The sequence below is a fragment of the Bradyrhizobium sp. AZCC 1678 genome (assembly GCF_036924765.1).
Classification (GTDB): Bacteria; Pseudomonadota; Alphaproteobacteria; order Rhizobiales; family Xanthobacteraceae; genus Bradyrhizobium; species Bradyrhizobium algeriense.
In genome coordinates this window covers 990365-1012505 of record NZ_JAZHSE010000001.1, presented here as the reverse complement: position 1 = coordinate 1012505, position 22141 = coordinate 990365, and the positions used below count along the sequence as shown (strand labels likewise).

Below are 22141 nucleotides of genomic sequence, written 5' to 3'. Positions count from 1 at the left end.
GATAGCTTGAAACCGCGCCGCTCAGCGGCGCGTCGCAGGCATCATTTTCAGAAAAAATCAGGCGGGCTGCAGCAACGCCTTGCGGACAAGATCTGCGGTGTTGCGGGCGCCAAGCTTGCGCATGGCCTCGGCGCGATGGCTCTCGAATGTCCTTGGGCTGATACTCATCCGCAAGGCACCTTGCTTGTTGGAGCAGCCTTCACTGATCAGGCTCAGCACCTCGCGCTCGCGCTTGGTCAGCGGCTTCTGGCCGGTCTCCGCGGCGAACATCAGGCCCGCCCTGCGGGCTCCATCCGCGGGTTGGCGGGCCCGGACCTCGCTTGTCTGCTTGCCGCCGGCATCGCAGGCCGGCACCGGATGATTGTCCGACATCTGCTTCACCAGCGCGCAGACGCGCTCGGTCTGCTGAAGCGCATTCTCCACCACTTGTTGCAGATAGAGCCGGTTGCCGGACGCTTGCGAAAACTGGTGGCTGTGCTGCTTGATCTCATTCATGTAGAGCAGCAGTGCCGTCAGGGGTCCGTTCAACTGCCGGGCAATAGTAGCGCTCGCCTCTTCCGCAGCATGCGAGCGCGCGGCGGACAGTTGGACGATCTCAGGATTCTCTTCGAGAGGTGTGATGCTTTCCATCCACTTCGTGAAGTGCGAATCAGCGGCGCGATGGTCTTGTCCTGACATATAACTTTTTTATCGGCTCCACGCTCTTTCATGGTTAATTTCAGGGCCAGTATGAATACGGAGAAATCGATCAGCGAGTCCTATTGGCGTGCCGAAACTGGCCGAAATTCAACTCGAAATCGGCTATTTTGGATCAAAATGGGTGGTCGAAAGGTAAATATCGTAGCCCGTTACCCCCGCATTTCTACGGTAACCGCATTTACTTTGTTAATGGACTTCAACCTGGTTCCCGCTTTCCGAGCCCGTTAGACGCGCGAGTCCGCGCCCCCGCTCCGACGCAACATTTCCGCGCGCCTGGGCATCGCCCGGAGTGGGGGATCGTCGGGCTGAGGGGATGAGAGCAGGATCCGGCGGTCGTCCGGTTCGATCCTTGCAGACTGGGACAGACAGACTGAGGCGGCCGCACTTCGCCGCGGAATAGCGCAAGCGCCGTCAGTTGCGTATGATTTGTTTCACAACCGGCCGCGAAAACGCGGGGAGACAACGCCGCCCTGTTCCGCCGATTCCGATTTACAGGCCGCAGTCACCTCGCAATGATCAAGGCCCAAATCATCCCGCAACGAAATCCAAAAAGGAGACCGCGATGTCGCTAGCAAAGGGATCATGGATGAGAATAGCCGTGCTGGCCGGCGGCTTGGCTAGCGTCCTGGCGTTCAGTTCGGGCGCGACGGCACAAACCGCGCCGCCACAAACCGCATCGCCACCGGCGGAGAACGCGGCGCCGACGGCCGACAATGCCGTGATGCTGACCGTTTTCTTAAAGCACGACCAGTCGCGGCCGCTGAGCGAGCTCAACGCGCAGCTCCAGCGCCAGGGATATTACAAGGCTTTCCCGCCTGATGGCGTCGAGGTCGTGAGCTGGTATGTGATGATGGGAATAGGCCAGGTGGTGACGCTGCGGCTGCCGGCGTCCCGGTTGCGCGAAGTCAACCGTATCCTCGAGAACACCGCCTGGGGCAGCTACCGCACCGAGTTCTATCCGACCTATGATTACAAGGCGATCGGCATCGCGGCACACGAGAAAGCGCAGTAGCGCGGCGCGGAACAATTCCGATCGTAATGACCCCGAGGGGTCAGCCGAGCCTGGAGATCTGTTCCTCGGTCACGACGCGCTCGATGTTCTCGGTCTTGCTCTTGATACGATAGCGCGGGCGGCCGTCGGCCTCGATCGGCAGGCAGGTCACGATGGTGTAGATGCTGCGTTCCTTCGCCGTGGCGCGGCCCTGCGGGCCCTGCTGCTGGTGGTGAACGTCGTCATTGATCGCGAAATTATGGGCCATCGCCGGTCTTTCCGTTGAAAAAAGGCTTGTAGACTCAACGGCCTCGCAAGGCAACAGATCGTTCGGCGGATTTGACCCGAGATAATCTCGGGTTCCACCCGTCAGGCCATCAAGAGCGCCTTTCGCTTAGCCACCCGCGCGATCGATTGCTCGATTGCCGAACCGGACAAGGTCTTGTCGCGCAGGCTCTGTTCGACGTCTTCGGCGATCGCGGTCATTTCGTGCTCCTGATCGAACAGGTTGTTGCCGATGCAGAGCATGTCCATGCCGGCCTTCAACGATTGCAGGCTGGCCTCCCTGGAGCCCAGGGCCTTCTGCAATCCCTGCATCTGCATGTCGTCGGTGATCAGTAGCGTATCCGGAAGGCGCTTGCGCAAACGGCCAAGCCCCGCCGCGGACAGCGTCATCGGGCGATCCCGGTCCCATTGCCTGACGATGGCATGGCTGACCAGCACCGCATCGCCGAACATCATTGGCGCGAGCGAATAGAACAGCTCTTCCTGTTCGGGGACAAACGCATCGGAAATATCCATGAATTCCTGATGCGAATCCACCGCCGCGCCGCCGATGCCGGGGAAGTGCTTCAGGCAAAGTCCGATGCGCTGCGCCCGCGCCACTTCGCTTGCCAGCAGCGCATTGGCTTCCACCTCGGCGATGTCGGCGGAAAAGGAACGCTTGATCCTGCCGATATTGGGATTTTCGGGATTGTAATCGACATCGATCACCGGCGCGAAATCATAGTGGATGCCGAGCCGCCGCATCTCGGCAAAGCTCGCGGTGAGGATCGCGCGCTTCTCATCCGGCGCAAGATGGTTGAATTCCCTTGCGCTCGGCAACGGCGCAAAGCCGCGGCTTTCCTTCAGCCGCCGCACCAGGCCACCCTCCTGGTCGATGAACACCATCGGGCCTGACGGCAATGCTGCAATTTCCGCGCAGAGGCGCTGCACCTGTTCGGGCGATTCGATGTTGTTGTCGTATTGTTGCGTCCGGCAGGAATAGTCGAACAGGATCGCGCCGCCGAGGCCGTGGCGGGCAGCGAACTCCTTCAGCCAAACCGGGACGGTCTTGCCGAAGAAGCCGAGGATGAAGAGTTCGCCGATGGGCATGCGATAGCCTCAGGCGTGGCGCTTTCGGTTAGGCCAGGTTCAGCAAATCATCGCGCCACGCATGAGGAAGATAGCTCACTCCCCGGACCATACCAATTGGTGACCCTGCCAATTGGGTGATCCTGATCACATCGCATCGCAGCCGGCGCCTTTAGGGGTGGATCATCGCAGAGCGATCCCCGCTCTGCCCAACCTAAGGAGACGTGCATGACGAAGATCAACAAGATCATTACCGCCGCGATTGCTGCTCTGGCGTTGACCACCGCTTCCTTGGCCATCCCGGGTCAGGCTTTCGCGGGAGGTCATGGTCACGGTGGACATGGCCACGGTGGCCACGGGCACGGCCATCACGGGCATGGCCATGGTCACTTTGGCCATGGTCATTTTGGGCATGGTCATCATCACCACGGCCATCGCCATCATTTCCATGTTTATAACAGCTGCTGGAAATGGAGCCCCTACGGCCCGGTCAACGTCTGCTACCGCTATTACTGATTCGAGACCAAGAAAAGAAGCTCGCCCGGGCCGAGCGGCTCGGGCGAGGTTCTCGATTCCATGATGATCGCCGTGATCGTCTGCCTGGGCCCAGCAACCAATCTCGTTGCACTCATCGGCCTGCCGCACCGCCAGCAAGCATTTGCCTGTCACCATCCTGGCTCCCCCCTGCTGCGCCAAATGCATTGGCGGCGGCTGGGTGATCTGCCGGCTCTGCGCTGTGCCCGTTTAGCGCCAGCTGTCCGATCCTGACGAAACCTCACCAGGATCGGCCGGCCCTCGAAGCCGCAGGTTCGATGGCAGCTTGAGCCTCAAGGCTTGCTCCGCAAGCACCGCCTCCGTGAACGCACACGCCCTTCATCGCATTGGTTTCGAGTGTCTTGGCTCGCGTGTCTCGGCTCGCGTGTCTTGGCTTCGAGTTCGATGCGCGTCGAACGGAATTGGCAAAGAAAGCCGGGTTCCGGCTGCGGCAAGCTGGATATGTGATGCCTCGCACATTTGTCGGCGCGCAGGTGGGCTAGGCTTCAATTCGCGAGAGGTGCGGTGGGGAGACTTCGCCCGCGTCAGTCGCCTTTCTGGCACCAAGCACACAGCTGAGAGCGTACAACAATGCGGCGCATCCCAAATTTCCGATCGATCGACCCGGTCTCAAGCCGATCATTGCGGCGAGGATTTCGCCACGCGATTTCGGCGGCCATGAAGCGGGCAGTAGTCATAATGGCCTGCTGCTCCGCGCTGCTGATCGCCCCCCACACTGCCCTTGCCGACACCGCGTCCGATCAGAAAATGGCCAATCACTACGAACAGGCGGCGCAAGCGGGCGATGACGATGCCCAGTTCTATCTTGGGGCGCTTCATTCCGCGGGCGTCGGCCGTACGCGTAGCGACGCGGAGGCATTTCGCTGGTTCTCGCGCGCTGCCGATCAGGGGCACGCCCACGCCAGTTTGATCGTTGCCGGCCTCTACGCGAGCGGGCGTGGCACAACGAAGGACAACGTGAAGGCCTATAGCTGGGCCTACATCGTCGCCTCGGCGAGCAAGCTCGACGAGGACCGCAACGGTGCGCGGCAACTGATGTCGCTGCTCATGAAGAAGATGACGAGCGATGAGATCGGCCGTGCAGTAGTGGCCGCGAGAGCCTGGCGCGCCGTTCGGACTGCTGGCGCGACCAAGGCTGCGAATATCGAAAGAGCTATTGAGCAGGACCAGGCCTCGCCCGCGGCGCCCCCTCCTGCGCCCGCGGTCGTGCAGCCGGCGCCCGCAGCCTCGGCGGCACCCGCGGTCTCGCAACCGGCTTCATCCAACGTCACGGTATTGCCGGCATCTCCCAAGGCCACGTCGGCAGCTCCAGTGAAGAATGCAAAGCGAGATGATGCTCGTGAGCTGCTCGACCAGGTTCCTCCGGGCCTGCGCAAGCGATTTGGCTTCTGATTTAAGGGGACGCACCATGAAATTGCAGCATCTCGTCGCAACCGGAATTCTGGCCATCGCCACCGCAGGGGCCGGCTATTACGGCTACTCCCATTTGCTTCATCCACCGCTGGTGACCACCAGCTATGCGAGCCTCGCGGCGGTTTCCGAAGCCGTTTACGGAACCGGCACGGTCGAGCCCGAGCGCTGGGCCAAAGTGGTGCCGCTGCAGCGCCGCCGGCTGGTCGACCTTTGCCGATGCGAGGGACAGGTGGTCAAGTCCGGCCAGATCCTCGGCCGCCAGGACGACGCCGAGGAGCGCAGCGCGCTGGAGCAGATGGAAATCAATCGAGGCCAGCTCGAACGTGATCTGACGCGCGCCGAGAAGGATCGCGACAAGAACGACGCCGCGCGCACCGAGTACGAGCAGCGCTGGACCAAGCTCGAGGAAGCAAAGTCGCGGATCGCCGCGCAGAAGGTGCGGCTCGACTCGCTGATCTTGAGAGCTCCGCTCGACGGCATGGTCCTGCGGCGCGACAGCGAGGTCGGCGAGATCGCCGGTCCCACCGATGTCCTGTTCTGGGTGGGACCGCCTGCGCCGATGCAGGTCGTCGCCGAAATCAACGAGGAAGAGATCAACCGCATCGCGGCCGGCCAGAAGGCTTTTCTGCGCAGCGAGGCTTTTCCCGGAAGGGCGCTGCGCGCCACGGTCTCCCAGATCACGCCCAAGGGCGACCCGACCCGAAAAACCTTCCGCGTCTATTTGCGGCTGCCACAGGATACGCCGCTGCGGATCGGCATGTCCGTCGAGACCAACATCATTTTCCGCGAGAAGCTGTCGGCCATCGTGGTGCCGGCAGAGGCCATCGCAGGCGATGCAGTTCAGATGGTCGATGACGGCCGGATCAAGCGCGTGCCCATAACGGTCGGCATCCGCGGCAGCCGCAACACCGAGATCATCGGCGACGTATCCAAGGGTACCACCGTGCTTTCGCCTGCACGCAGGGATCTCGCTGACGGCGCCAGGATTCGCATCGACAACAGCTTGACCAGAGCCGCGGAGCCGGCGGCCGTGGGCGAACCGGCCGATCAGCCTGGCGCAACGCCCGAAGCGGCCGTGGTAGCCTCGGCCACCACAGCGCCTTCGGATCCCGATGATGCGGTGATTTCGGCAGCCATGACCGCCCACATCGATTCCGTGGTCAGTGACGCGCGTCGCAACTTCATCAGCAACAGCCGGTAGCCGCCGTGAAACTTATATTCAACATCGCATGGACCCATGTCAGCACCCGGGTGCGGCAGACCCTCGTGGGCATGGCTGGCGTGTCCATGGGGGTAGGCTTCACCATCATGATGGCGGGCCTGATGCAGGGTTCGCAGCTCGACTTCCTGCGGCAGCTCGTCGACACCATGCCGCATATCACGGTCGAGGATGAGCGGCGCTCCGTGCCGACGCAACCCGCAGAGCAGGAATATGCGGCGGTCCAGATGCCTGATATCGCCAATGTCGGCAAACGTGCCGGAATCAAATATCCGGAATCTGCGATGAGCTCACTGCGCTCCTGGATACCTGGCGACGTGGCTCCCTCGGCCAAGACCACCGCGATCATCAATCACGGCGGCGCGCGCATCGGCATCACCTTGACCGGCATCGACACCCGCCGCGAGGTTCAGGTCTCGAAACTCGCCACGCAAATGCGTGAGGGAAAGCTCGACGACCTTTCACGCGCGCCGAACGGCATCATCATGGGTGAGGCCCTGGCCGAAAAACTCGGCGTGAAAACCGGCAACACCGTCCTCCTGATCGGCGGCCAGGGCGTCCAGCTGAATTCGACGGTGGCCGGGCTCTATCGCTCCGGCCTGAAGCGTGTCGATGAGAGCCAGATCTATTCGCTGATGGGGCCGGCGCAGGTCATGATGGGACAAAGCGGGGTCGTCAACCAGCTGCGACTGCGGTTGAACGATCCGATGGCGGCGCAAAAGGTCGCAGCCCAGGTCGAAGCGCAGACCGGCTACAAGTCGGTGTCGTGGCAGGAAGCCAATGCCGACTTGCTGTCATCCTTTACCGTGCGCGATTTCATCGTGCTCACCGTGATGGGCGCGATGTTGCTGACATCGTCCTTTGCCACCTACAACATCATCTCGACGATCACCCACGAAAAACGCCAGGACATCGCGATCATGAAATCGCTGGGCATGCGCGAGTATGCGGTGCGGCGGATTTTCATCATCGAAGCCGCCATCATCGGCGTGGTCGGCATCCTGTTCGGGTGGATCCTCGGTTATCTGCTCTGCTACGGCTGGTCGAAGATCACGATCTTCAATCCGCTGACGGGCTCGACCGTTCCGCTGCAGATCTATTACTCGCTGACGCATTATTTGATCGCCGGCGGCATATCCCTTGTCTGCTGCGCAGGGGCGGCCTATTTCCCGGCGCGCAAGGCAACCAGCGTGCATCCAGTTGACATCATCCGGGGGGCATCATGACCGAGGTCGCTTTGCAGGCGGTGGAGCTGGTTCGCCGCATCGAGGGCGCTGTTTCGCACACCCTCGTCAACGGCATTGATCTTGCGGTGAACAAGGGCGAGTTCGTCGCCATTACCGGGCCGTCGGGATCGGGCAAATCGTCGCTGCTCTATCTCCTGGGCCTGCTCGATGCGCCCAGCGAAGGCGAGGTCATTATCTGCGGTCAGCCGACCTCGAGATTGTCGGAATCGGACCGGGCCGATGTCCGCCTGACCAAATGCGGCTTCGTGTTCCAGTTCCATTTCCTGCTGCCGGAGTTCACCTCGCTCGACAATGTGCTGCTGCCGATGCGGGCCGCGGGCATTATGGCTGAAGGCGAGATGCGCGAGCGCGGCCTTGCGCTACTGGACTCGCTTGGACTTGCCGAGCACGCCAACAAGCGCCCCAACGCGCTCTCCGGCGGCCAGCGCCAGCGCGTCGCCATCGCCCGCGCGCTTGCCAATCGCCCCGAGATCATCGTGGCCGACGAGCCGACCGGCGCGCTCGATACGGCATCGACGGAACAGGTGTTTTCGATCCTGCGCGACATCGCGGACCGGGGCCAGACCGTGGTCGTGGTGACCCACGATCCAGCGCTCGCCGCCCGCGCCGACCGCCGCATCCACATCGTCGACGGCAAGATCGCGGAGATCACCGGACGGAGTGGCGGCGAGCTGGTTTGTGAGGTGGCAGGTTAATCAGAGCAGGGCGGAGAGGGAGGGATTCTGAGTTCCTCTCCGAGGACCACCATCAACCCTGGTCCAGCGCCCCGGTCCACCGGTCTCGTCCCGTCAAATATGAGCATTGGGGACAAGCGTCATCCAACGGACACCTCATGTTTGCCGCCAGCTTCGACCATTTTCGTGGGTGAAAGCAACGAGTTGGCCTGTTGCGACCAACTGTGAAAAGCAATCGAGCGCGTGATCACGACCGGGCTGAAACAAAAATCTCGAAAACAACCCCATGCAAAGTAGGATCGGCCCCTGGCTCGCCGAACCTGCGCCGCTCGTGTTCGGGGCACGAGAAGGTCCGCCATCACGACCGACACCGGATTTGAAACTTTTATCAGCGGAAATGGCTTAGCCGGATCTGTCCAAGACAGCCCCACCCAGTACGAAAGACCGCCGCGTCTGACGCTCTGTTATCCGCCGAAAGTTTGTGCCTTAGATCGTGACAGAGCCCGTTCAAGAATGCCAACTTGAAGCATGTGGACCAAGCCACCGCCGACCATTACCGCCACTGCGCGCCCGCTTAGGGTGGCGTATCTCATCGATCGGGACGGATGCGCTGGGCATGTCCTCGCTGCCATCTTCCGCGAGTGTTACGGCCGCTGGGGCGGACGCAGAACGCTGATCGTGCCCGCCAAATCGGACGGCATTGACAAAGAATATGTCGATTGGCTTTGGCACTACGATCCAGACATTATCTACAGTTTCGTCGCGCTCAGCGAGGATGCGATAGCGCGCATCCATGAGAAATATTGTCCCACCCACCTCAAAATTGACTCATCGGCCGCTCGGCCTGAGCAAGCCGCTGATTTATGGCGCGTAGAGTTACCCATTCAAGGGCTCGGCAGTCTTTCTCTGGTTACAGCGCTTCTCAATCGACGCAACATGCTGACCGGGAAGATTTCCGATCTCAAGATCATCGACAAGTACTATGACAGGAGCGAAAGCCAATTCCTCGAAGAGAACTTTGGCTTCGTCTTAGGCTCCTACCAGACCAATGTGTCTCGGCTTTATCCCGAGTTGTTCGGCAGCTTGGCACTGATCTCCGAAGAAACGCTTGCCGATCCTCGTATGGGAAAAGATCCGGCAGCCCAGTATGTCACCACGGAAGTCGCGCTCCTTGAGGAACTCGCCAAAGATCGTCCTATTTGGACGCTCTCGTTAGCCTCAGACTTCCTAACGCCTTATTTGGCACTCCCGCACGGAGAGTGGTCGGACGGCGTCACCCTTGTGATTGGTGACAGCGTTGATGATCGCCTGCTCTACTGGAACCAACACCAATGGCGCGACGAGGATTGGCAAAGCGCAATATCGTGCTTGAGGATATCGCTCGCAAAGCTCGCCGACCCAGACTTTATCGCCGTTCTCCAACGACTTCTCTTGCGGAGAGCGCTCCGCTCGTCGGGTCATCCCATCATTACTCTCAAGTCGTGCTCGGTCCCGACGGACAAGTTGTCTGAGCTCGCCGAGATTCTACGGAAGCCGGGATTTTGGCCGACCATACTCGTCAGACCGCAATTGGCTTTGAATGCATGCATACCCAAATTCGATCGTCACCATGCGCCATACCATCGCTACAGCACGATTCATTCAGGCCTGAGAAACTCCGAGTCCACCGAGTTTTCGGGAGATAGAGTTCATGTGCCGCGCTCGTTACCGTGGCATCTACGCGAAGCGCTGCCGCCTCAGGAGTTACGCCGAGGCTGCTGGATGATTGCTCTCGATATCAGCCGGATAAACGACAACAACCGCGCTACCAATGTTCGTGAATCTTGGACGTTTCCTCGACGCCTGCACTTGGAGAAGGCAATCACGATAAGCTGGCCCGAGGATGTGCAGGGTTACTACAAGCAGGTCACGCGCGTTGCGCGATACGGATCGTTAGCTATTCCAGCCGAATACGGCGCGCCGTCCGTCAGCCTGAAGCTTCCCGACGACATCTCTGCCTTTAGACGGGCCCTTTGCCTCGAACGTGAATGGAACGTGGCCGACCACAGTCAAACCATGTTTGGCCGGCAGAGATACGCTTACGCTCAAATCTCGGACAAAGGCAGGTACCTCATCGAGGTGCTTCAGCACTTTGAGAACCTTTCCGAGGCGTTCGGCATTCTCATGCATACGTTTTGGCGAGATGCCCTCATGTCGCTGGGGGCCGTTCCCGTTGAAAAGAATGAGGCGCTTCGCGCTGAGCTCATCGTTACCTTGAGAAAGCGCTTAGGTCAGCGAGGCGGCCCATTGCGTTTCGAGAACGATGTGCAATTGGACCGCTTGGCGAGCGAAGCTATTCGCTATGGCAGGAAGGCTGGGACGTCAGAGCGTACAACGAACTACAAGGCGTTTTTCGACAAATGGTCTGCTCTTGTAAGCGCAGAAATGAAAGAGACGCCTCACCTTTCCGAAGATGATAGGGCTCACTATGAGGACCCCGAGCGCCTCAATCACGCGCTACAGCTTGTGTGCAGGAGGAAGCTTTTCTTCCAGGGCAGGGACTGGACATGCCGGCGTTGCTTCAACAAGAACTGGACATCGATTGACGATCTCCGGAGCGTGTTGCTCTGCGAGGTCTGCAAGGAAGAGACTTCGGCGCCGGTATCTGGGGAGTGGGACTTCAAGCCAAACAGCTTCATCGTCTCTTCATATCGCGAGCACGGAATCGAGCCTGTTATCTGGACGCTTTGGCGTTTATGGAACAACGCGCGCTCGTCATTTTACTTCGCTCCCTCGCTCAATCTTTGGGAAACCTACCCAGAGGGTAGACAAGCTCAAGAAGACGTAGAAGTAGACGCGTTGGCTGTTGTTGATGGAGCGCTTTATCTTTGTGAAGCTAAGACCTCCGCGGGCCTCAGCGCGCAACAGATAGCGCAGCTAATCTCAGCCGCCGAGAGGATACGCCCCGACGTTATCCTGATTTCATGCACGGACAAAATCTCTTCAGGTATGAAAGCCGCCGCTTCGCAAATCCAGACGACCGTCGGTGACGAGATTAAGGTTGAATTGCTTGAGTTGACCCCCGAGATGCTGGAAACGAACTCCTCGCAGATCAGTTGATCCGCTCCACATTGCTGGTATCCGCCTTTCGCCTTAGCTTCCCTAAGCTGCGGCTTCTAGCTTGTTCGCTGCTGAGCGTCGCGGACCAACGGTGGTCCGAAAAACCCTTTGATTTCAAAAGGTCCGCTATTTTCTCGGCTGTTTTCGGGTTTGCTGGCGGAGAGGGAGGGATTCGAACCCCCGATAGGCTTGCACCTATGCCGCATTTCGAGTGCGGTGCATTCGACCACTCTGCCACCTCTCCAGGCGCCATGACGGGTGATTCCTCGACCCGCGGTCGGGGCGAGTTCTAGGCGAGGAAGGCGGGCCAGACAAGGCGCGGGGCCAAGAAATCCGTCTCCGCGCTGGGAGGCAAAAAAAGGAGCCGAAAATGGAGCATTTGACGGTTCAGGCCAATGGCGCGGCGTTTCACGTGGCCCGCATGGGCGCCGGGCGGCCGCTGCTGTTGCTGCATGGCTGGCCCGAATTCTGGCTGACCTGGGAGCCGGTGATGACGCGGCTCGCCGATCGCTTCACGCTATATGCGCCCGACCTGCGCGGCTTCGGCGACAGCGACAAGCCGGAGGGGCCGTTCGGACCCGACCAGCAGGCCGCCGACATGCTGGCATTGATGGATGCGCTTGGCCTCCCGCAGGCCGGCATCATCGGTCACGATGTCGGCGGTGCATTGATGCAGCCGCTGGCGCGGCTGGCGCAGGAACGCATCGCCGGCCTGTTCTTCTTCGATTTCGTCTATCCTGGAATAGGGCCCCGGATGGCAGAACCAGAGCGCCTCAACAACATCTGGTATCAATCCTTTCACCAGATGGAGATGGCGCCTGCCCTCGTCGGCGCGAACCGCGAAAGCTGCCGGCTTTATATCGGGCATTTCCTGAAAGCCTGGTCGCATCGCAAGCACGTCTTTGACGATCAACTCGAGGCCTTCACCGACAATTTCCTCAAGGACGGAAACCTTGCCGGTGGCTTCGCGCATTACCGCGCAGCCCATGCGGGCCGGATCAGGATGATGAAGGGTGAAGCCCCAGTGCTCCCGCCGATCGGCGTGCCGACCTGCGTTCGCTGGGCCGAGCATGATCCGCTGTTTCCCTATCAATGGACCGACCGGCTCGGCGAGACCTTTACAAATCTCGATCTCGCGATGTTTCCGGATGTCGGTCACTTTCCCCATAGCGAAGATCCCGATCGCGCAACATCGGAGATTGCGGCGTTCTTTACGCGCATCGGCTGGGGCTGAAGAAAAAATGGGGTGGGACCGCCAGACGCGACAAAAAACCGGCGGTCCCGTGCCGCTGCTTTGAAATTCTGGCCGGGAAGTGCGGCTTCGCCGGCCAGCCGGAGCGACGAAATGACGGTAGCAACCGCGGCGGAAACGACAACGCGAACCCGATTTTAACCTAACCAGTCAACCTTACCGCCCGCGGGAGGCGTCAATCCCGCGCCTTTTTCGGCTTTTTCTCGTCCTTGCCATTGTCCTTGCGCCGATTGGTGAAGCGCGCATTGCCGAGGCCGGTGCCGATAGTCAGCACGCCCCAGCGCTCGACGTCCTGCATGAAGGGAACTTCGGACAGGCCCTGCACCACGGCGTCATTGTGCATCAGCACGGCGGTATCGTGATCGCCGATCTGCGGGATCGCTTCCACCAGGCTTGCGGGCAGGTTGAACTTGCTGCTCTCCCAGTTGCCCGGCAGGTTCTGCGCACCCTTTTCGATCGAGCCGTCCTCGTCGATCACGCCGGGACAGGCGATACCGATAAAGGGCGCGAGCTTCAGGCCTTCGGTTTCGGCCGCCGTGATCAAATCCTTCAGCATCTTGACCAGCCGCTTCACCGCGCCTTCGCGCGTCGGCTCATCGTCGGCGTGCCGCCACAACTGGGACTTCCAGACGTCGGCCTTGGAAAGATCGGGCGCCTTCTTCCAGCGCGTCTCCACCACGCCGCAGCGGATGTTGGTGCCGCCGATATCGACGCCAAGGATGCTGTCATGGCCTTCGAAAATCCACGACGGCGCCAAATGCAGCGTGCCGATCAGGCCGGCGTCATCGGGATGAAAGCGGATCGGCACCAGTTCGACGTCGAAATCTTCCGCCTTGAGGATGATGTTGGTGCGGGCGATGGCGAGCTCGCCGACACGGCTCTGCCGGAAACCGCCGCCGACCACGATGCGCTCGGTATCGGCCCACGCCTTGGTCTTGAGAAACCGCCCGGTCACATAGGCCAGCTCCTGGGCGAATTCCTCGATCGCTCCATGCACCAGGGCCGCGGCGCCGATATCGTCGCCAATCAGCGCCTCGTCGAGCTCGGGCTTGGCGATCTCGCCGGCCGGCTTTTTCCCTAAGGGATCGTCGCCGTTTTTCTTCAGCGGCTTGCGCAAGCCGTCCAGGATCTTGCGGAAAGCCCCCTTGCTGGCGCGGTCGCCGAGAAAGCCCTCGTCATCCTTCAGTTCGATGTTGAAACTATCGACCTCGACCGACGGCAGCCGGGTGGCGCCGTGGCGGGCGATGCCCGTGGTCGTTATGGTGTCCTCTGCCATGTGCCCAAGCCCCTGCCGGATTTCGCTGGCGACAACGGGCGGGGAACCCATTGGTTTCATGGGAGGCTCGCTGCAAAGCCGCTGCGGGAGGCCGGATCACCGGGAAATGCGCCAAATCCTGCATTTTTGGCCGGTTTTACGGGCTGTTTGCCTTGACTCACGGCTTTCTCAGGCTATAAGTCCCCGCATCCGGCGCGGGATTTCTCGCGCCGCTTGTTTTTGCGCGAATTCTGAAGGCGCTCGCCCCTGTTCTGTGGGGTTCGCACCCTGGCCGCGCGAAAATCGTACCCATAACGACTGACCAAAAAGCCGACCCGGGCAGCCCTGTTGGGAATATGTCCGAGGCCGGGATCGAACACGAAGGAAAAAAACGATGTTCGCAGTCATCAAAACCGGCGGCCGGCAATACCGCGTCGTTCCGGATGATGTGCTCGAGATAGGCAAGATCGCCGGCGATGTCGGTACGATCGTGCAGCTTGGTGAAGTTCTGGTGGTCGGCGCTGATACGCCGGTGCTGGGCACGCCGACGGTGGCAGGCGCTTCCGTTGCGGCCGAAGTGCTGGATCACAAGCGCGGCCCCAAGGTGATCGCGTTCAAGAAGCGTCGCCGCAAGAATTCGCGCCGCAAGCGCGGCTATCGCGACGAGATCACGGTGCTTCGCATCACCGAGATCCTGACCGATAACGCCAAACCTTCGATCGGCCCGCGGCCGAAGAGGGAAAAGGTCGTAGCGCCCGCCGCTGAGGGCGACGACGAGGCACCGAAGGCCGCCAAGAAGAAGGCGCCCGCGAAAAAAGCTGCGGCCAAGCCCGCCGCAAAGAAGGCTCCGGCCAAAAAGGCCTGAGCGACAAGAAGTGATGCGCTTCAACGAAAAGTTGAAGCGCGACAAAAAGTGAAATGATTCCGTCAAGGAATTGATCTAAATATTAGCGAAGTCGGAGACGGGCCATGGCTCACAAAAAAGCAGGCGGTTCATCGCGAAACGGACGCGATTCAGCGGGCAAGCGCCTGGGCATCAAGGCCTATGGCGGCGAGCACGTGATTCCTGGCAACATTATCGCGCGTCAGCGCGGCACCACCTGGCATCCCGGCCTTAATGTCGGCATGGGCACCGACCATACTCTCTTTGCCAAGGTCGAAGGTCATGTCGAATTTCGTGCAAAAGCCAACGGTCGCACTTTCGTATCGGTAGTTCCGATGACGGAGGCGGCCGAATAGACGGTGGACACATCTTGAGTCCGCCGGGTCCTGTTGAACCGGCGGAGTCGAAAAGGGCTCCAAGGGGAGGCGGGAAACCGGCCTCCCCTTTTTATTTTGCGCATTTTCGCAATCAGGAGCCCGACATGTTGCAGGACATCCCGATCCCAACCCCGGCCTTGCGCGGGACAAGTAGCTGCGTCCTCGAGACTGAACGGCTGACGTTGCGCCGGCCGACGCTCGCGGACGTAAAAGCGATTGCGCATCTCGCCAACGATCGCCGCATTGCGGAAAACACCCGCCGCCTGCCGCATCCCTATCTGCAGGACCACGCGGTCGAATTCGTGCGCGCGACGTCCACCGATAACACCGAGACCGTGTTCCTGATCGAACAGAACTATTCGCCCGTCGGCATGGTCGGCATCGACCGCAGCGAACAGGACGCGCCGGAGCTCGGCTACTGGCTCGGCGTCGCGCATTGGGGCCAGGGCTTCGGCACCGAAGCCGCGCGTGCGGTGATCGATTTCTTCTTCGAGGAGTTCGATGCCGAGCACCTGATTTCGGGCGCCCGCGTCGCCAATCCGGCCTCGCGCAACATCCTGGAGAAATGCGGCTTCCAGTGGAGCGGCGTCGAACTGCACCGCTTCGAGGCGCTGGGATCCTCGACCCCGGTCGACCGCTTCCGCCTGACGCGCGGCGTCTGGTCGTCGCTGAAGAACTGGGGAAACTCGACGAGGAGATGAGCGGCAAGTCTCTGACCCTCCCCTGGAGGGGGAGGGTCGGCTCGTATTGAGCGAAGCGAAATGCGAGACGGGGTGGGGTGATCCTCAACTCGGGCACTGTTCGAGAGGATAGACCGTCACCCCTCCCCGCCGCTCATTTCATGAGCGTCGACCCTCCCCCTCCAGGGGAGGGTGAAGAAGGAGTCACGCCGGCGGATTGACCACCGTTTCCTCACGGCCGAGCTGCTGTTCTCGCAGGAAGATATAAATGCCCGCGCCGATGATGATCACCGCGCCGATCAGCGTCGATATCGACGGCACGTCGCCCCACACCACGAAGCCGAAGATCACCGCCCACACGATCATCGAATATTGATAGGGAACCACGACGCTGGCCGGCGCCAGTTTCAGCGAACGGTTGATGCACAGCAGCGCGACGACCGAAGTAACTCCCGCCGCGGCGAACAGGGCCAGACTGCCAATCGTCGGCGTCACCCAGCCTATCGGTGACATCAGCGCGCCGAGCAGAAACGTGCCGCCGAATTGCGACGTCGTCAGCACGATATCCGGCGTCGCCCGCAGCGAGCGAGTGATCAGCATCAGAAACGCAAACGACAGGCTGCCCCCGAGTGCGATCATCGCAGGCCAGCTCACGGTTTGCGTGGACGGGCGCAGTGCAATCAGCACGCCGCAGAACCCGATCAGGATCGCGGTCCAGCGCCGCCAGCCGACGTGCTCGCCGAGCACGATGCCCGACAGCGCGGTGACGAAGATCGGCGAGGCAAGGTAATAGGTGATGACGTCGGCGAGCGGCAGATTGACGGTGGCGAGGAAGAAGGCGGCGACTTCCAGCGTCGACAGCGTGATGCGAAGCAATTGCAGCCACGGCCGTTCGAGACGGGTGAATTCGGCGCGCTGCTTCCAGATCACCGGCAACAGCACCAATAGCGCCGCGCAGGCGCGCAGCCACAGCAATTGCCCGACCGAATAGGTCGCGACCATGTATTTGCCGAGCGCATCGCCGAACGAGAACATGAAGATCGACAGCAGCATCAAGCCGATGCCGGCCATGCGCGCGGAACGCTCGTCATAGGTGGAGATTTTGGCGAACAGACTCATTGGGGATGCGACGCTTCCTGCCGTTTCTCCGTCATGGCCGGACTTGTTCCGGCCATGACGTTCTTTGTGTCGCTGTTTTAAGGACGTGGATGCCCGGGACATCTAGCGCGAAGACGCGCTTCGCGCTACCGCCCGGGCACGACGAATTGAGTCAATTGTCGCAGCCCTGCCCCTGCGGTACCGGTAGATCACATCGAAAAGAAACGTCAGGAAACCGACATGACCGACTTCGACCCCGCACAGCATCGCATGATGGGTGAACAGCGGTGGTTCGAGGATTTCGTGCTCGGCGAACGCTTCGTAATCCCGAGCCGGACCCAGACCTCGGCGGTGTTCGCCGCGTTCCAGACGGCGAGCGGCGATACCCATCCGATCCACTACGACGTCGAATATTGCCACGCCCGCGGCATGCCGGACCTGCTCGCGCATGGTTTTCAGACCCTAGTCCACACCGCGCCGGGCGCCGGGCTGTTTCCCTATATCGTCGAGGAATCGCTGGTGGGATTCCTCGAACAATCGAGCAAGTTCCTCAAACCCGTCTACGCCGGCGACACCCTTTATCCCGCGCTCGAAGTCATCGAGCTCGCCCCCGGCCGCAGCACCGGCGTGGTGACGCTGCGCTCGACCGTGTTCAACCAGCGCAAGGACCTGGTGCTGGAAGGGATGCAGAAGTTTCTCATCCGCCGGCGGCCGGCCTCATAAGAAGCCGTGGCTTCAAAAGCTCTGGCTTCAAAAGCCCTGGCTTCCGGTTTCGAGGCCGCAAAAAGGCCCGAAAATTAAGGCTTTTCGCCAATGTTGGGCCGCTTGAGGGTTGCCGCGACGGCCCCCCTGCCTTACCTAGTGGCCATCATGAAATTCCTTGACGAGGCAAAGGTCTATATCCGCTCCGGCGACGGCGGTAACGGCTGCGTGGCGTTCCGCCGCGAGAAGTTCATCGAGTTCGGCGGACCCTCCGGCGGCAATGGCGGCCGTGGCGGCGACGTCATCGTCGAGGTCGCCGACGGGCTGAACACCCTGATCGACTATCGCTACCAGCAGCACTTCAAGGCGCCGAAGGGCACCAATGGCATGGGCAAGGACCGCCATGGCGCCAACGGCAAATCGATCGTGCTCAAGGTTCCGGTCGGCACCCAGATTTTCGATGAGGATCGCGAAACGCTGATCCATGACTTCACCGAGCTCGGCGAAAAATTCGTGCTCGCCGAAGGCGGCAATGGCGGCTTCGGCAACGCGCATTTCAAATCCTCCACCAACCGCACGCCGCGCAACGCCAACCCCGGCCAGGAAGGCGAGGAGCGCTGGATCTGGCTGCGGCTGAAACTGATTGCGGATGCCGGCCTCGTCGGCCTGCCCAATGCCGGCAAGTCGACCTTCCTCTCCGTCGTCAGCGCGGCCAAGCCGAAAATCGCCGACTATCCGTTCACGACGCTGCATCCGCAGCTCGGCGTCGTGAATGCGCAGGGCCGCGAATTCGTGCTCGCCGACATTCCCGGGCTGATCGAGGGAGCGCATGAAGGCGCAGGGCTCGGTGACCGCTTTCTCGGTCATGTCGAGCGCTGCCGCGTGCTGCTGCATCTCATCGATGCCACCTGCGAACATGCCGGCAAGGCCTACAAGACGGTGCGGACCGAGCTCGAGGCATATGAAGGACATCTCGCCGACAAGATCGAGATCGTGGCGCTGAACAAGATCGACGCGGTTGCGCCGGACGAATTGAAGAAGCAGAAAGACCGGCTGAAACGCGCCGCGAAAAAGACGCCGCTGTTGCTTTCGGGCGTGACCGGTGAAGGCGTGCCGGAAGCACTCAAGGCGCTGGTCGAGGTGATCGGCGAAGCGCCGGTGTCGCTGAAGGCCAAGGGCGGCCAGGCGGAGCCGTGGGCACCGGCAACGCCGCAGGGCTGACGCAAACTTCGCCTTCCCGCGGCCCGCGCCACTTCCAAACAAGCGAACTGGCGCGTATTGCTTCCCGACCATCCGCCTCATTCGACCGCACCCATGAAACGCCCCGCGCTCAAAAACTTTCGCCGCATCGTCGTCAAGGTCGGCTCCGCGCTCCTGATCGACTCCCATGCGGGCGAGGTTCGCTCGGCGTGGCTGGCGGCGCTGGCGGCCGATATCGCCAAGCTGCACGGCGAAGGCCGCGACGTTCTGGTGGTCTCGTCGGGTTCGATTGCGCTTGGGCGCAGCCGCCTGAAATTGCCGCGCGGCCCCCTGAAACTCGAGGAGAGCCAGGGTGCCGCCGCGGTGGGCCAGATCGCGCTGGCGCGGATCTGGTCGGAAGTGCTTGGGGCTCACGGCATCGGCGCCGGACAGATTTTGGTGACGCTGCAGGACACCGAGGAGCGCCGCCGCTATCTCAACGCCCGCTCGACCATCGCCAAATTGCTGGAATGGCGCGCGGTGCCCGTGATCAACGAGAACGACACGGTGGCAACCAACGAAATTCGCTATGGCGACAATGATCGCCTCGCCGCGCGCGTCGCCACCATGGCAAGCGCCGATCTCTTGATCCTGTTGTCCGATATCGATGGCCTCTATGACGCGCCGCCCGGCGCCAATCCCAACGCCAAACTGATTCCAATCGTCGAATCCGTCACCTCGGAGATCGAGGGCATGGCGGGCGCGGCCGAATCCGAACTGTCGCGCGGCGGCATGTTCACCAAGATCGAGGCGGCGAAGATCGCGACGACATCCGGCACGCATATGCTGATTGCGTCGGGCAAGATCGAGCATCCGCTGCAGGCCATTGCCGATGGCGGCCGCTGCACCTGGTTCCTGACGCCGGCCAATCCCGTCACCGCGCGAAAGCGCTGGATCGCGGGCTCGCTGGAGCCGAAGGGCACGCTGACCATCGACGCCGGCGCAGTCGCCGCACTCCGCGCAGGCAAAAGCCTGCTGCCGGCCGGCGTGATCCGGATCGAGGGCCAGTTCGCCCGCGGCGATGCGGTCGTGGTGCGCGGCCCCGACACCCACGAGATCGGCCGCGGCCTCGTCGCCTACGACGCGGAGGATGCCGAAAAGATCAAAGGCCGCTCCTCACCGGACGTGATGGCGATCCTCGGCATCTCAGGCCGGGCGGAGATGATCCACCGAGACGATCTGGTGGTGGGCCCGAGCGGGGCAATTCCGGCAAAGTAGGCCATTGGCCGAGTTGCCGAGTGCCGGCATCGTTACGTCAGTAACCCTGATTGTTTCGCTGGAAATCAAATCGTAGTTCGCGTCGGAGCGCAAAGAATTCGAAATGGCGTGGCGGAGCAATCAAACAACCACCATCTCCGTAAAACTGCCACCGCGAGGCGCCTCATGAGCCCTTCGAAGTCACTTACCATTCCGACCGTAGCCGCCGTCGCACCGGCCGATATCGAACGCGCAGTCGCCGTCCTTACGCTCGCCTTCAGTGCGGATCCGGTAACCCGCTGGACCTATCCAGAGCCTGCGCAGTATCTGGCCCGCTTCCCGGTACTGGTGCGCGCGTTTGGCGGCGGCGCTTTCACCGAAGGAACTGCGCGTCACGTCGAGAACTTCGCGGGAGCCGCGCTTTGGCTCCCGCCGGGTAACGAGCTCGATGACGCGGCGATCGGGGCAAGTTTGCCGCCGGAACGGGAAAGCGAGTTTGCCGCCGTGTTCGAAGCGATGGCTGCCTACCATCCGCAGGAGCCGCATTGGTACCTGCCGCTGATCGGCGTCGATCCGGCCCGCCATCGCAACGGTTACGGCGCAGCTCTCCTGGAAGACACCCTTCGCCGGTGCGATCAGGATCATGTCGCGGCTTACCTTGAATCCACCAATCCAGCCAATATCACGCTGTATCAACGGCATGGCTTCGAGCTCCGGGGCACCATCCAGGCAGGGTCATCGCCACCGCTGTTTCCGATGTTTCGCCCGGCACGCTGACGGACCAAGCCCGCCTCCCGCGGGCCCATCGACCGCCAGCCATGCCCCTTCGGCACCTCGCCAAACCTTCAATTTCCGTGCTAGGACATGGCCTTAACTCAAGACCCGAGACCTCTGATGACCGCGCCGCTCAAGGCAATCGACGGCACCGCCGATCTGCCCGCTTTGATGACCGATCTCGCTGCCCGCGCCCGCGCCGCCGCGCGGGTGCTGGCGCTCGCCTCGCCCGAGCAGAAGAACCGCGCGCTTGACGCCATCGCACGCGCCATCCGCAGCCATACGCCGGCCATTCTCGCGGCCAATGCCGAGGATGTCGCCGAGGTTCGCGCCGGCGATGCGACATCAGCCTTCATCGATCGCCTGTCGCTGACGCCGGCGCGCATCGAGGCGATGGCCGACGGCGTCACCACCGTGCGTCAGATCGCAGATCCCGTCGGCACCGTCACCGAGAGCTGGCAGCGCCCGAACGGAATGACCATCGAGCGCGTGCGCGTGCCGCTCGGGGTGATCGGCGTGATCTTCGAAAGCCGTCCCAACGTCGCGGCCGATGCGGGCGTGCTGTGCCTGAAATCCGGCAACGCGGTGATCCTGCGCGGCGGCTCCGACAGTTTCCGCTCCTGCCGTGCGATTCACGATTGCCTGGTACAGGGGCTTCGCGAGGCGGGTCTCCCCGAAGCGGCGATCACGCTGGTGCCGACGCGCGATCGCGCCGCCGTGGGCCTGCTGCTGAGCGGCTTGAACGGCGGCATCGACGTCATCGTACCGCGCGGGGGAAAAAGCCTCGTCGCACGTGTCGAGGCGGAAGCCCGCGTGCCGGTGTTCGCGCATCTCGAAGGCGTCAATCACGTCTATGTCGATCGCTCCGCCAATCTGGATATGGCGAAGTCGATCGTGCTGAATGCCAAGATGCGCCGGACCGGCGTCTGCGGTGCGGCCGAGACCCTGCTGGTCGATCGCGCGGCTGGTGAAACCACGCTGAAGCCGCTGGTCGAGATGCTGATCGAATCCGGCTGCGAGGTGCGCGGCGACGCGGCCGTGCAGAAGATCGATACGCGCGTGAAACCCGCGTCCGACGAGGATTGGGACACCGAGTATCTCGACGCCATCATCGCCGCGCGCGTCGTCGACGGCGTCGATGCTGCGATCACGCATATCCAGGACCACGGCTCGCGCCACACCGACGCGATCGTGGCCGAGGATACAAAGGCCGCCGAGAAATTCCTCAGCGAGGTCGATTCCGCGATCGTGCTGCACAACGCCTCGACGCAGTTCGCCGATGGCGGCGAGTTCGGCTTCGGCGCCGAGATCGGTATTGCCACCGGCAAATTCCACGCCCGCGGCCCTGTTGGCGCCGAGCAACTGACGAGCTTCAAATATCGTGTTCACGGCACCGGGCAGACGCGGCCGTGAACGCCAGCCAGTGCACGCGGT

Annotated in this window: 21 protein-coding genes and 1 tRNA gene; 16 read left to right on the top strand and 6 right to left on the bottom strand. The window is 61.8% G+C overall.

Annotation, left to right across the window (positions count from 1 at the left end):
* Nucleotides 1-57 precede the first annotated feature (57 nt).
* Complete coding sequence (locus V1294_RS04835; RefSeq protein ID WP_334495481.1) at nt 58-678, bottom strand: helix-turn-helix transcriptional regulator; 621 nt, start codon at nt 676-678, stop codon at nt 58-60.
* A gap of 607 nt (nt 679-1285) precedes the next feature.
* Between V1294_RS04835 and V1294_RS04830 the strand changes: the two genes are divergently transcribed.
* Entirely contained in the window at nt 1286-1711 is a 426-nt protein-coding gene (locus V1294_RS04830; protein ID WP_334504489.1) for a hypothetical protein, read from the top strand.
* Nucleotides 1712-1751: 40 nt separating this feature from the next.
* Here V1294_RS04830 and V1294_RS04825 read toward each other — a convergent pair whose 3' ends face one another.
* Together V1294_RS04825 and V1294_RS04820 are read right to left on the bottom strand one after the other, a co-directional pair.
* A complete protein-coding gene (locus V1294_RS04825) occupies nt 1752-1958 on the bottom strand; it encodes a hypothetical protein (protein ID WP_214488408.1) in 207 nt (68 codons plus the stop codon).
* Between the two features lie 101 nt (nt 1959-2059).
* Complete coding sequence (locus V1294_RS04820; RefSeq protein ID WP_334495479.1) at nt 2060-3064, bottom strand: glycoside hydrolase family 3 N-terminal domain-containing protein; 1005 nt, start codon at nt 3062-3064, stop codon at nt 2060-2062.
* A 207-nt stretch (nt 3065-3271) separates the two neighbouring features.
* Here V1294_RS04820 and V1294_RS04815 point away from each other — a divergent pair, with 207 nt between their 5' ends.
* From V1294_RS04815 to V1294_RS04790, 6 genes are all read left to right on the top strand, one after another.
* Complete coding sequence (locus V1294_RS04815; protein WP_334495478.1) at nt 3272-3559, top strand: hypothetical protein; 288 nt, start codon at nt 3272-3274, stop codon at nt 3557-3559.
* A gap of 696 nt (nt 3560-4255) precedes the next feature.
* Nucleotides 4256-4990 carry a tetratricopeptide repeat protein gene (locus V1294_RS04810; RefSeq protein WP_334495477.1) on the top strand — a complete coding sequence of 245 codons (735 nt, stop codon included), beginning with the start codon at nt 4256-4258 and terminating at the stop codon, nt 4988-4990.
* Between the two features lie 16 nt (nt 4991-5006).
* Nucleotides 5007-6212, top strand: coding sequence for an efflux RND transporter periplasmic adaptor subunit (locus V1294_RS04805; RefSeq protein WP_334495476.1), 1206 nt, complete (start codon nt 5007-5009; stop codon nt 6210-6212).
* A 5-nt stretch (nt 6213-6217) separates the two neighbouring features.
* On the top strand, nt 6218-7456 hold the full coding sequence (locus tag V1294_RS04800; RefSeq protein WP_334495475.1) for an ABC transporter permease: 1239 nt from the start codon (nt 6218-6220) through the stop codon (nt 7454-7456).
* A complete protein-coding gene (locus V1294_RS04795; RefSeq protein ID WP_334495474.1) occupies nt 7453-8172 on the top strand; it encodes an ABC transporter ATP-binding protein in 720 nt (239 codons plus the stop codon). The genes V1294_RS04800 and V1294_RS04795 overlap by 4 nt, the downstream gene beginning before the upstream one ends.
* 507 nt (nt 8173-8679) lie before the next feature.
* Nucleotides 8680-11250 carry a hypothetical protein gene (locus V1294_RS04790; RefSeq protein WP_334495473.1) on the top strand — a complete coding sequence of 857 codons (2571 nt, stop codon included), beginning with the start codon at nt 8680-8682 and terminating at the stop codon, nt 11248-11250.
* A gap of 154 nt (nt 11251-11404) precedes the next feature.
* On the opposite strand, the gene V1294_RS04785 is transcribed toward V1294_RS04790, so the two are convergent.
* Nucleotides 11405-11494: transfer RNA gene (locus tag V1294_RS04785), tRNA-Ser, on the bottom strand.
* 126 nt (nt 11495-11620) lie between these two features.
* Between V1294_RS04785 and V1294_RS04780 the strand changes: the two genes are divergently transcribed.
* Complete coding sequence (locus V1294_RS04780) at nt 11621-12484, top strand: alpha/beta fold hydrolase (protein ID WP_334495470.1); 864 nt, start codon at nt 11621-11623, stop codon at nt 12482-12484.
* A gap of 193 nt (nt 12485-12677) precedes the next feature.
* On the opposite strand, the gene V1294_RS04775 is transcribed toward V1294_RS04780, so the two are convergent.
* On the bottom strand, nt 12678-13778 hold the full coding sequence (locus tag V1294_RS04775; RefSeq protein ID WP_334488207.1) for an ROK family protein: 1101 nt from the start codon (nt 13776-13778) through the stop codon (nt 12678-12680).
* 373 nt (nt 13779-14151) lie between these two features.
* Here V1294_RS04775 and rplU point away from each other — a divergent pair, with 373 nt between their 5' ends.
* The 3 genes from rplU to V1294_RS04760 all read left to right on the top strand — a co-directional run bounded on the left by rplU (nt 14152) and on the right by V1294_RS04760 (nt 15718).
* Nucleotides 14152-14622 carry a 50S ribosomal protein L21 gene (rplU, locus tag V1294_RS04770; protein ID WP_108520557.1) on the top strand — a complete coding sequence of 157 codons (471 nt, stop codon included), beginning with the start codon at nt 14152-14154 and terminating at the stop codon, nt 14620-14622.
* Between the two features lie 104 nt (nt 14623-14726).
* The gene (gene rpmA, locus V1294_RS04765; RefSeq protein ID WP_028348532.1) at nt 14727-14996 is read left to right on the top strand and encodes a 50S ribosomal protein L27; all 270 of its coding nucleotides are present in this window, start codon (nt 14727-14729) and stop codon (nt 14994-14996) included.
* A 125-nt stretch (nt 14997-15121) separates the two neighbouring features.
* Nucleotides 15122-15718: a GNAT family N-acetyltransferase gene (locus V1294_RS04760; protein WP_334495468.1), complete on the top strand. Its 597-nt coding sequence runs from the start codon at nt 15122-15124 to the stop codon at nt 15716-15718.
* Nucleotides 15719-15901: 183 nt separating this feature from the next.
* On the opposite strand, the gene V1294_RS04755 is transcribed toward V1294_RS04760, so the two are convergent.
* The gene (locus V1294_RS04755) at nt 15902-16816 is read right to left on the bottom strand and encodes a DMT family transporter (protein ID WP_334495465.1); all 915 of its coding nucleotides are present in this window, start codon (nt 16814-16816) and stop codon (nt 15902-15904) included.
* Between the two features lie 219 nt (nt 16817-17035).
* Between V1294_RS04755 and V1294_RS04750 the strand changes: the two genes are divergently transcribed.
* From V1294_RS04750 to V1294_RS04730, 5 genes are all read left to right on the top strand, one after another.
* Nucleotides 17036-17518, top strand: coding sequence for a MaoC family dehydratase (locus V1294_RS04750; protein ID WP_334495463.1), 483 nt, complete (start codon nt 17036-17038; stop codon nt 17516-17518).
* A 147-nt stretch (nt 17519-17665) separates the two neighbouring features.
* The gene (obgE, locus tag V1294_RS04745) at nt 17666-18718 is read left to right on the top strand and encodes a GTPase ObgE (protein ID WP_108520815.1); all 1053 of its coding nucleotides are present in this window, start codon (nt 17666-17668) and stop codon (nt 18716-18718) included.
* Between the two features lie 93 nt (nt 18719-18811).
* Nucleotides 18812-19954, top strand: a complete 1143-nt coding sequence (proB, locus tag V1294_RS04740) for a glutamate 5-kinase (RefSeq protein ID WP_334495461.1) — start codon at nt 18812-18814, stop codon at nt 19952-19954.
* 165 nt (nt 19955-20119) lie between these two features.
* Nucleotides 20120-20710 (top strand): GNAT family N-acetyltransferase, encoded by a 591-nt coding sequence (locus V1294_RS04735; protein ID WP_334488196.1) that lies wholly within the window; start codon nt 20120-20122, stop codon nt 20708-20710.
* Nucleotides 20711-20827: 117 nt separating this feature from the next.
* Nucleotides 20828-22120 carry a glutamate-5-semialdehyde dehydrogenase gene (locus V1294_RS04730; RefSeq protein WP_334495459.1) on the top strand — a complete coding sequence of 431 codons (1293 nt, stop codon included), beginning with the start codon at nt 20828-20830 and terminating at the stop codon, nt 22118-22120.
* Nucleotides 22121-22141 lie beyond the last annotated feature (21 nt).

What these genes read in the sequence shown, in the direction of transcription:
- V1294_RS04835 (WP_334495481.1), bottom strand. Translation starts at nt 678, where the DNA reads ATGTCAGGACAAGACCATCGCGCCGCTGATTCGCACTTCACGAAGTGG.
- V1294_RS04830 (WP_334504489.1), top strand. Translation starts at nt 1,286, where the DNA reads ATGAGAATAGCCGTGCTGGCCGGCGGCTTGGCTAGCGTCCTGGCGTTC.
- V1294_RS04825 (WP_214488408.1), bottom strand. Translation starts at nt 1,958, where the DNA reads ATGGCCCATAATTTCGCGATCAATGACGACGTTCACCACCAGCAGCAG.
- V1294_RS04820 (WP_334495479.1), bottom strand. Translation starts at nt 3,064, where the DNA reads ATGCCCATCGGCGAACTCTTCATCCTCGGCTTCTTCGGCAAGACCGTC.
- V1294_RS04815 (WP_334495478.1), top strand. Translation starts at nt 3,272, where the DNA reads ATGACGAAGATCAACAAGATCATTACCGCCGCGATTGCTGCTCTGGCG.
- V1294_RS04810 (WP_334495477.1), top strand. Translation starts at nt 4,256, where the DNA reads ATGAAGCGGGCAGTAGTCATAATGGCCTGCTGCTCCGCGCTGCTGATC.
- V1294_RS04805 (WP_334495476.1), top strand. Translation starts at nt 5,007, where the DNA reads ATGAAATTGCAGCATCTCGTCGCAACCGGAATTCTGGCCATCGCCACC.
- V1294_RS04795 (WP_334495474.1), top strand. Translation starts at nt 7,453, where the DNA reads ATGACCGAGGTCGCTTTGCAGGCGGTGGAGCTGGTTCGCCGCATCGAG.
- V1294_RS04790 (WP_334495473.1), top strand. Translation starts at nt 8,680, where the DNA reads ATGTGGACCAAGCCACCGCCGACCATTACCGCCACTGCGCGCCCGCTT.
- V1294_RS04780 (WP_334495470.1), top strand. Translation starts at nt 11,621, where the DNA reads ATGGAGCATTTGACGGTTCAGGCCAATGGCGCGGCGTTTCACGTGGCC.
- V1294_RS04775 (WP_334488207.1), bottom strand. Translation starts at nt 13,778, where the DNA reads ATGGCAGAGGACACCATAACGACCACGGGCATCGCCCGCCACGGCGCC.
- rplU (WP_108520557.1), top strand. Translation starts at nt 14,152, where the DNA reads ATGTTCGCAGTCATCAAAACCGGCGGCCGGCAATACCGCGTCGTTCCG.
- rpmA (WP_028348532.1), top strand. Translation starts at nt 14,727, where the DNA reads ATGGCTCACAAAAAAGCAGGCGGTTCATCGCGAAACGGACGCGATTCA.
- V1294_RS04760 (WP_334495468.1), top strand. Translation starts at nt 15,122, where the DNA reads ATGTTGCAGGACATCCCGATCCCAACCCCGGCCTTGCGCGGGACAAGT.
- V1294_RS04755 (WP_334495465.1), bottom strand. Translation starts at nt 16,816, where the DNA reads ATGAGTCTGTTCGCCAAAATCTCCACCTATGACGAGCGTTCCGCGCGC.
- V1294_RS04750 (WP_334495463.1), top strand. Translation starts at nt 17,036, where the DNA reads ATGACCGACTTCGACCCCGCACAGCATCGCATGATGGGTGAACAGCGG.
- obgE (WP_108520815.1), top strand. Translation starts at nt 17,666, where the DNA reads ATGAAATTCCTTGACGAGGCAAAGGTCTATATCCGCTCCGGCGACGGC.
- proB (WP_334495461.1), top strand. Translation starts at nt 18,812, where the DNA reads ATGAAACGCCCCGCGCTCAAAAACTTTCGCCGCATCGTCGTCAAGGTC.
- V1294_RS04735 (WP_334488196.1), top strand. Translation starts at nt 20,120, where the DNA reads ATGAGCCCTTCGAAGTCACTTACCATTCCGACCGTAGCCGCCGTCGCA.
- V1294_RS04730 (WP_334495459.1), top strand. Translation starts at nt 20,828, where the DNA reads ATGACCGCGCCGCTCAAGGCAATCGACGGCACCGCCGATCTGCCCGCT.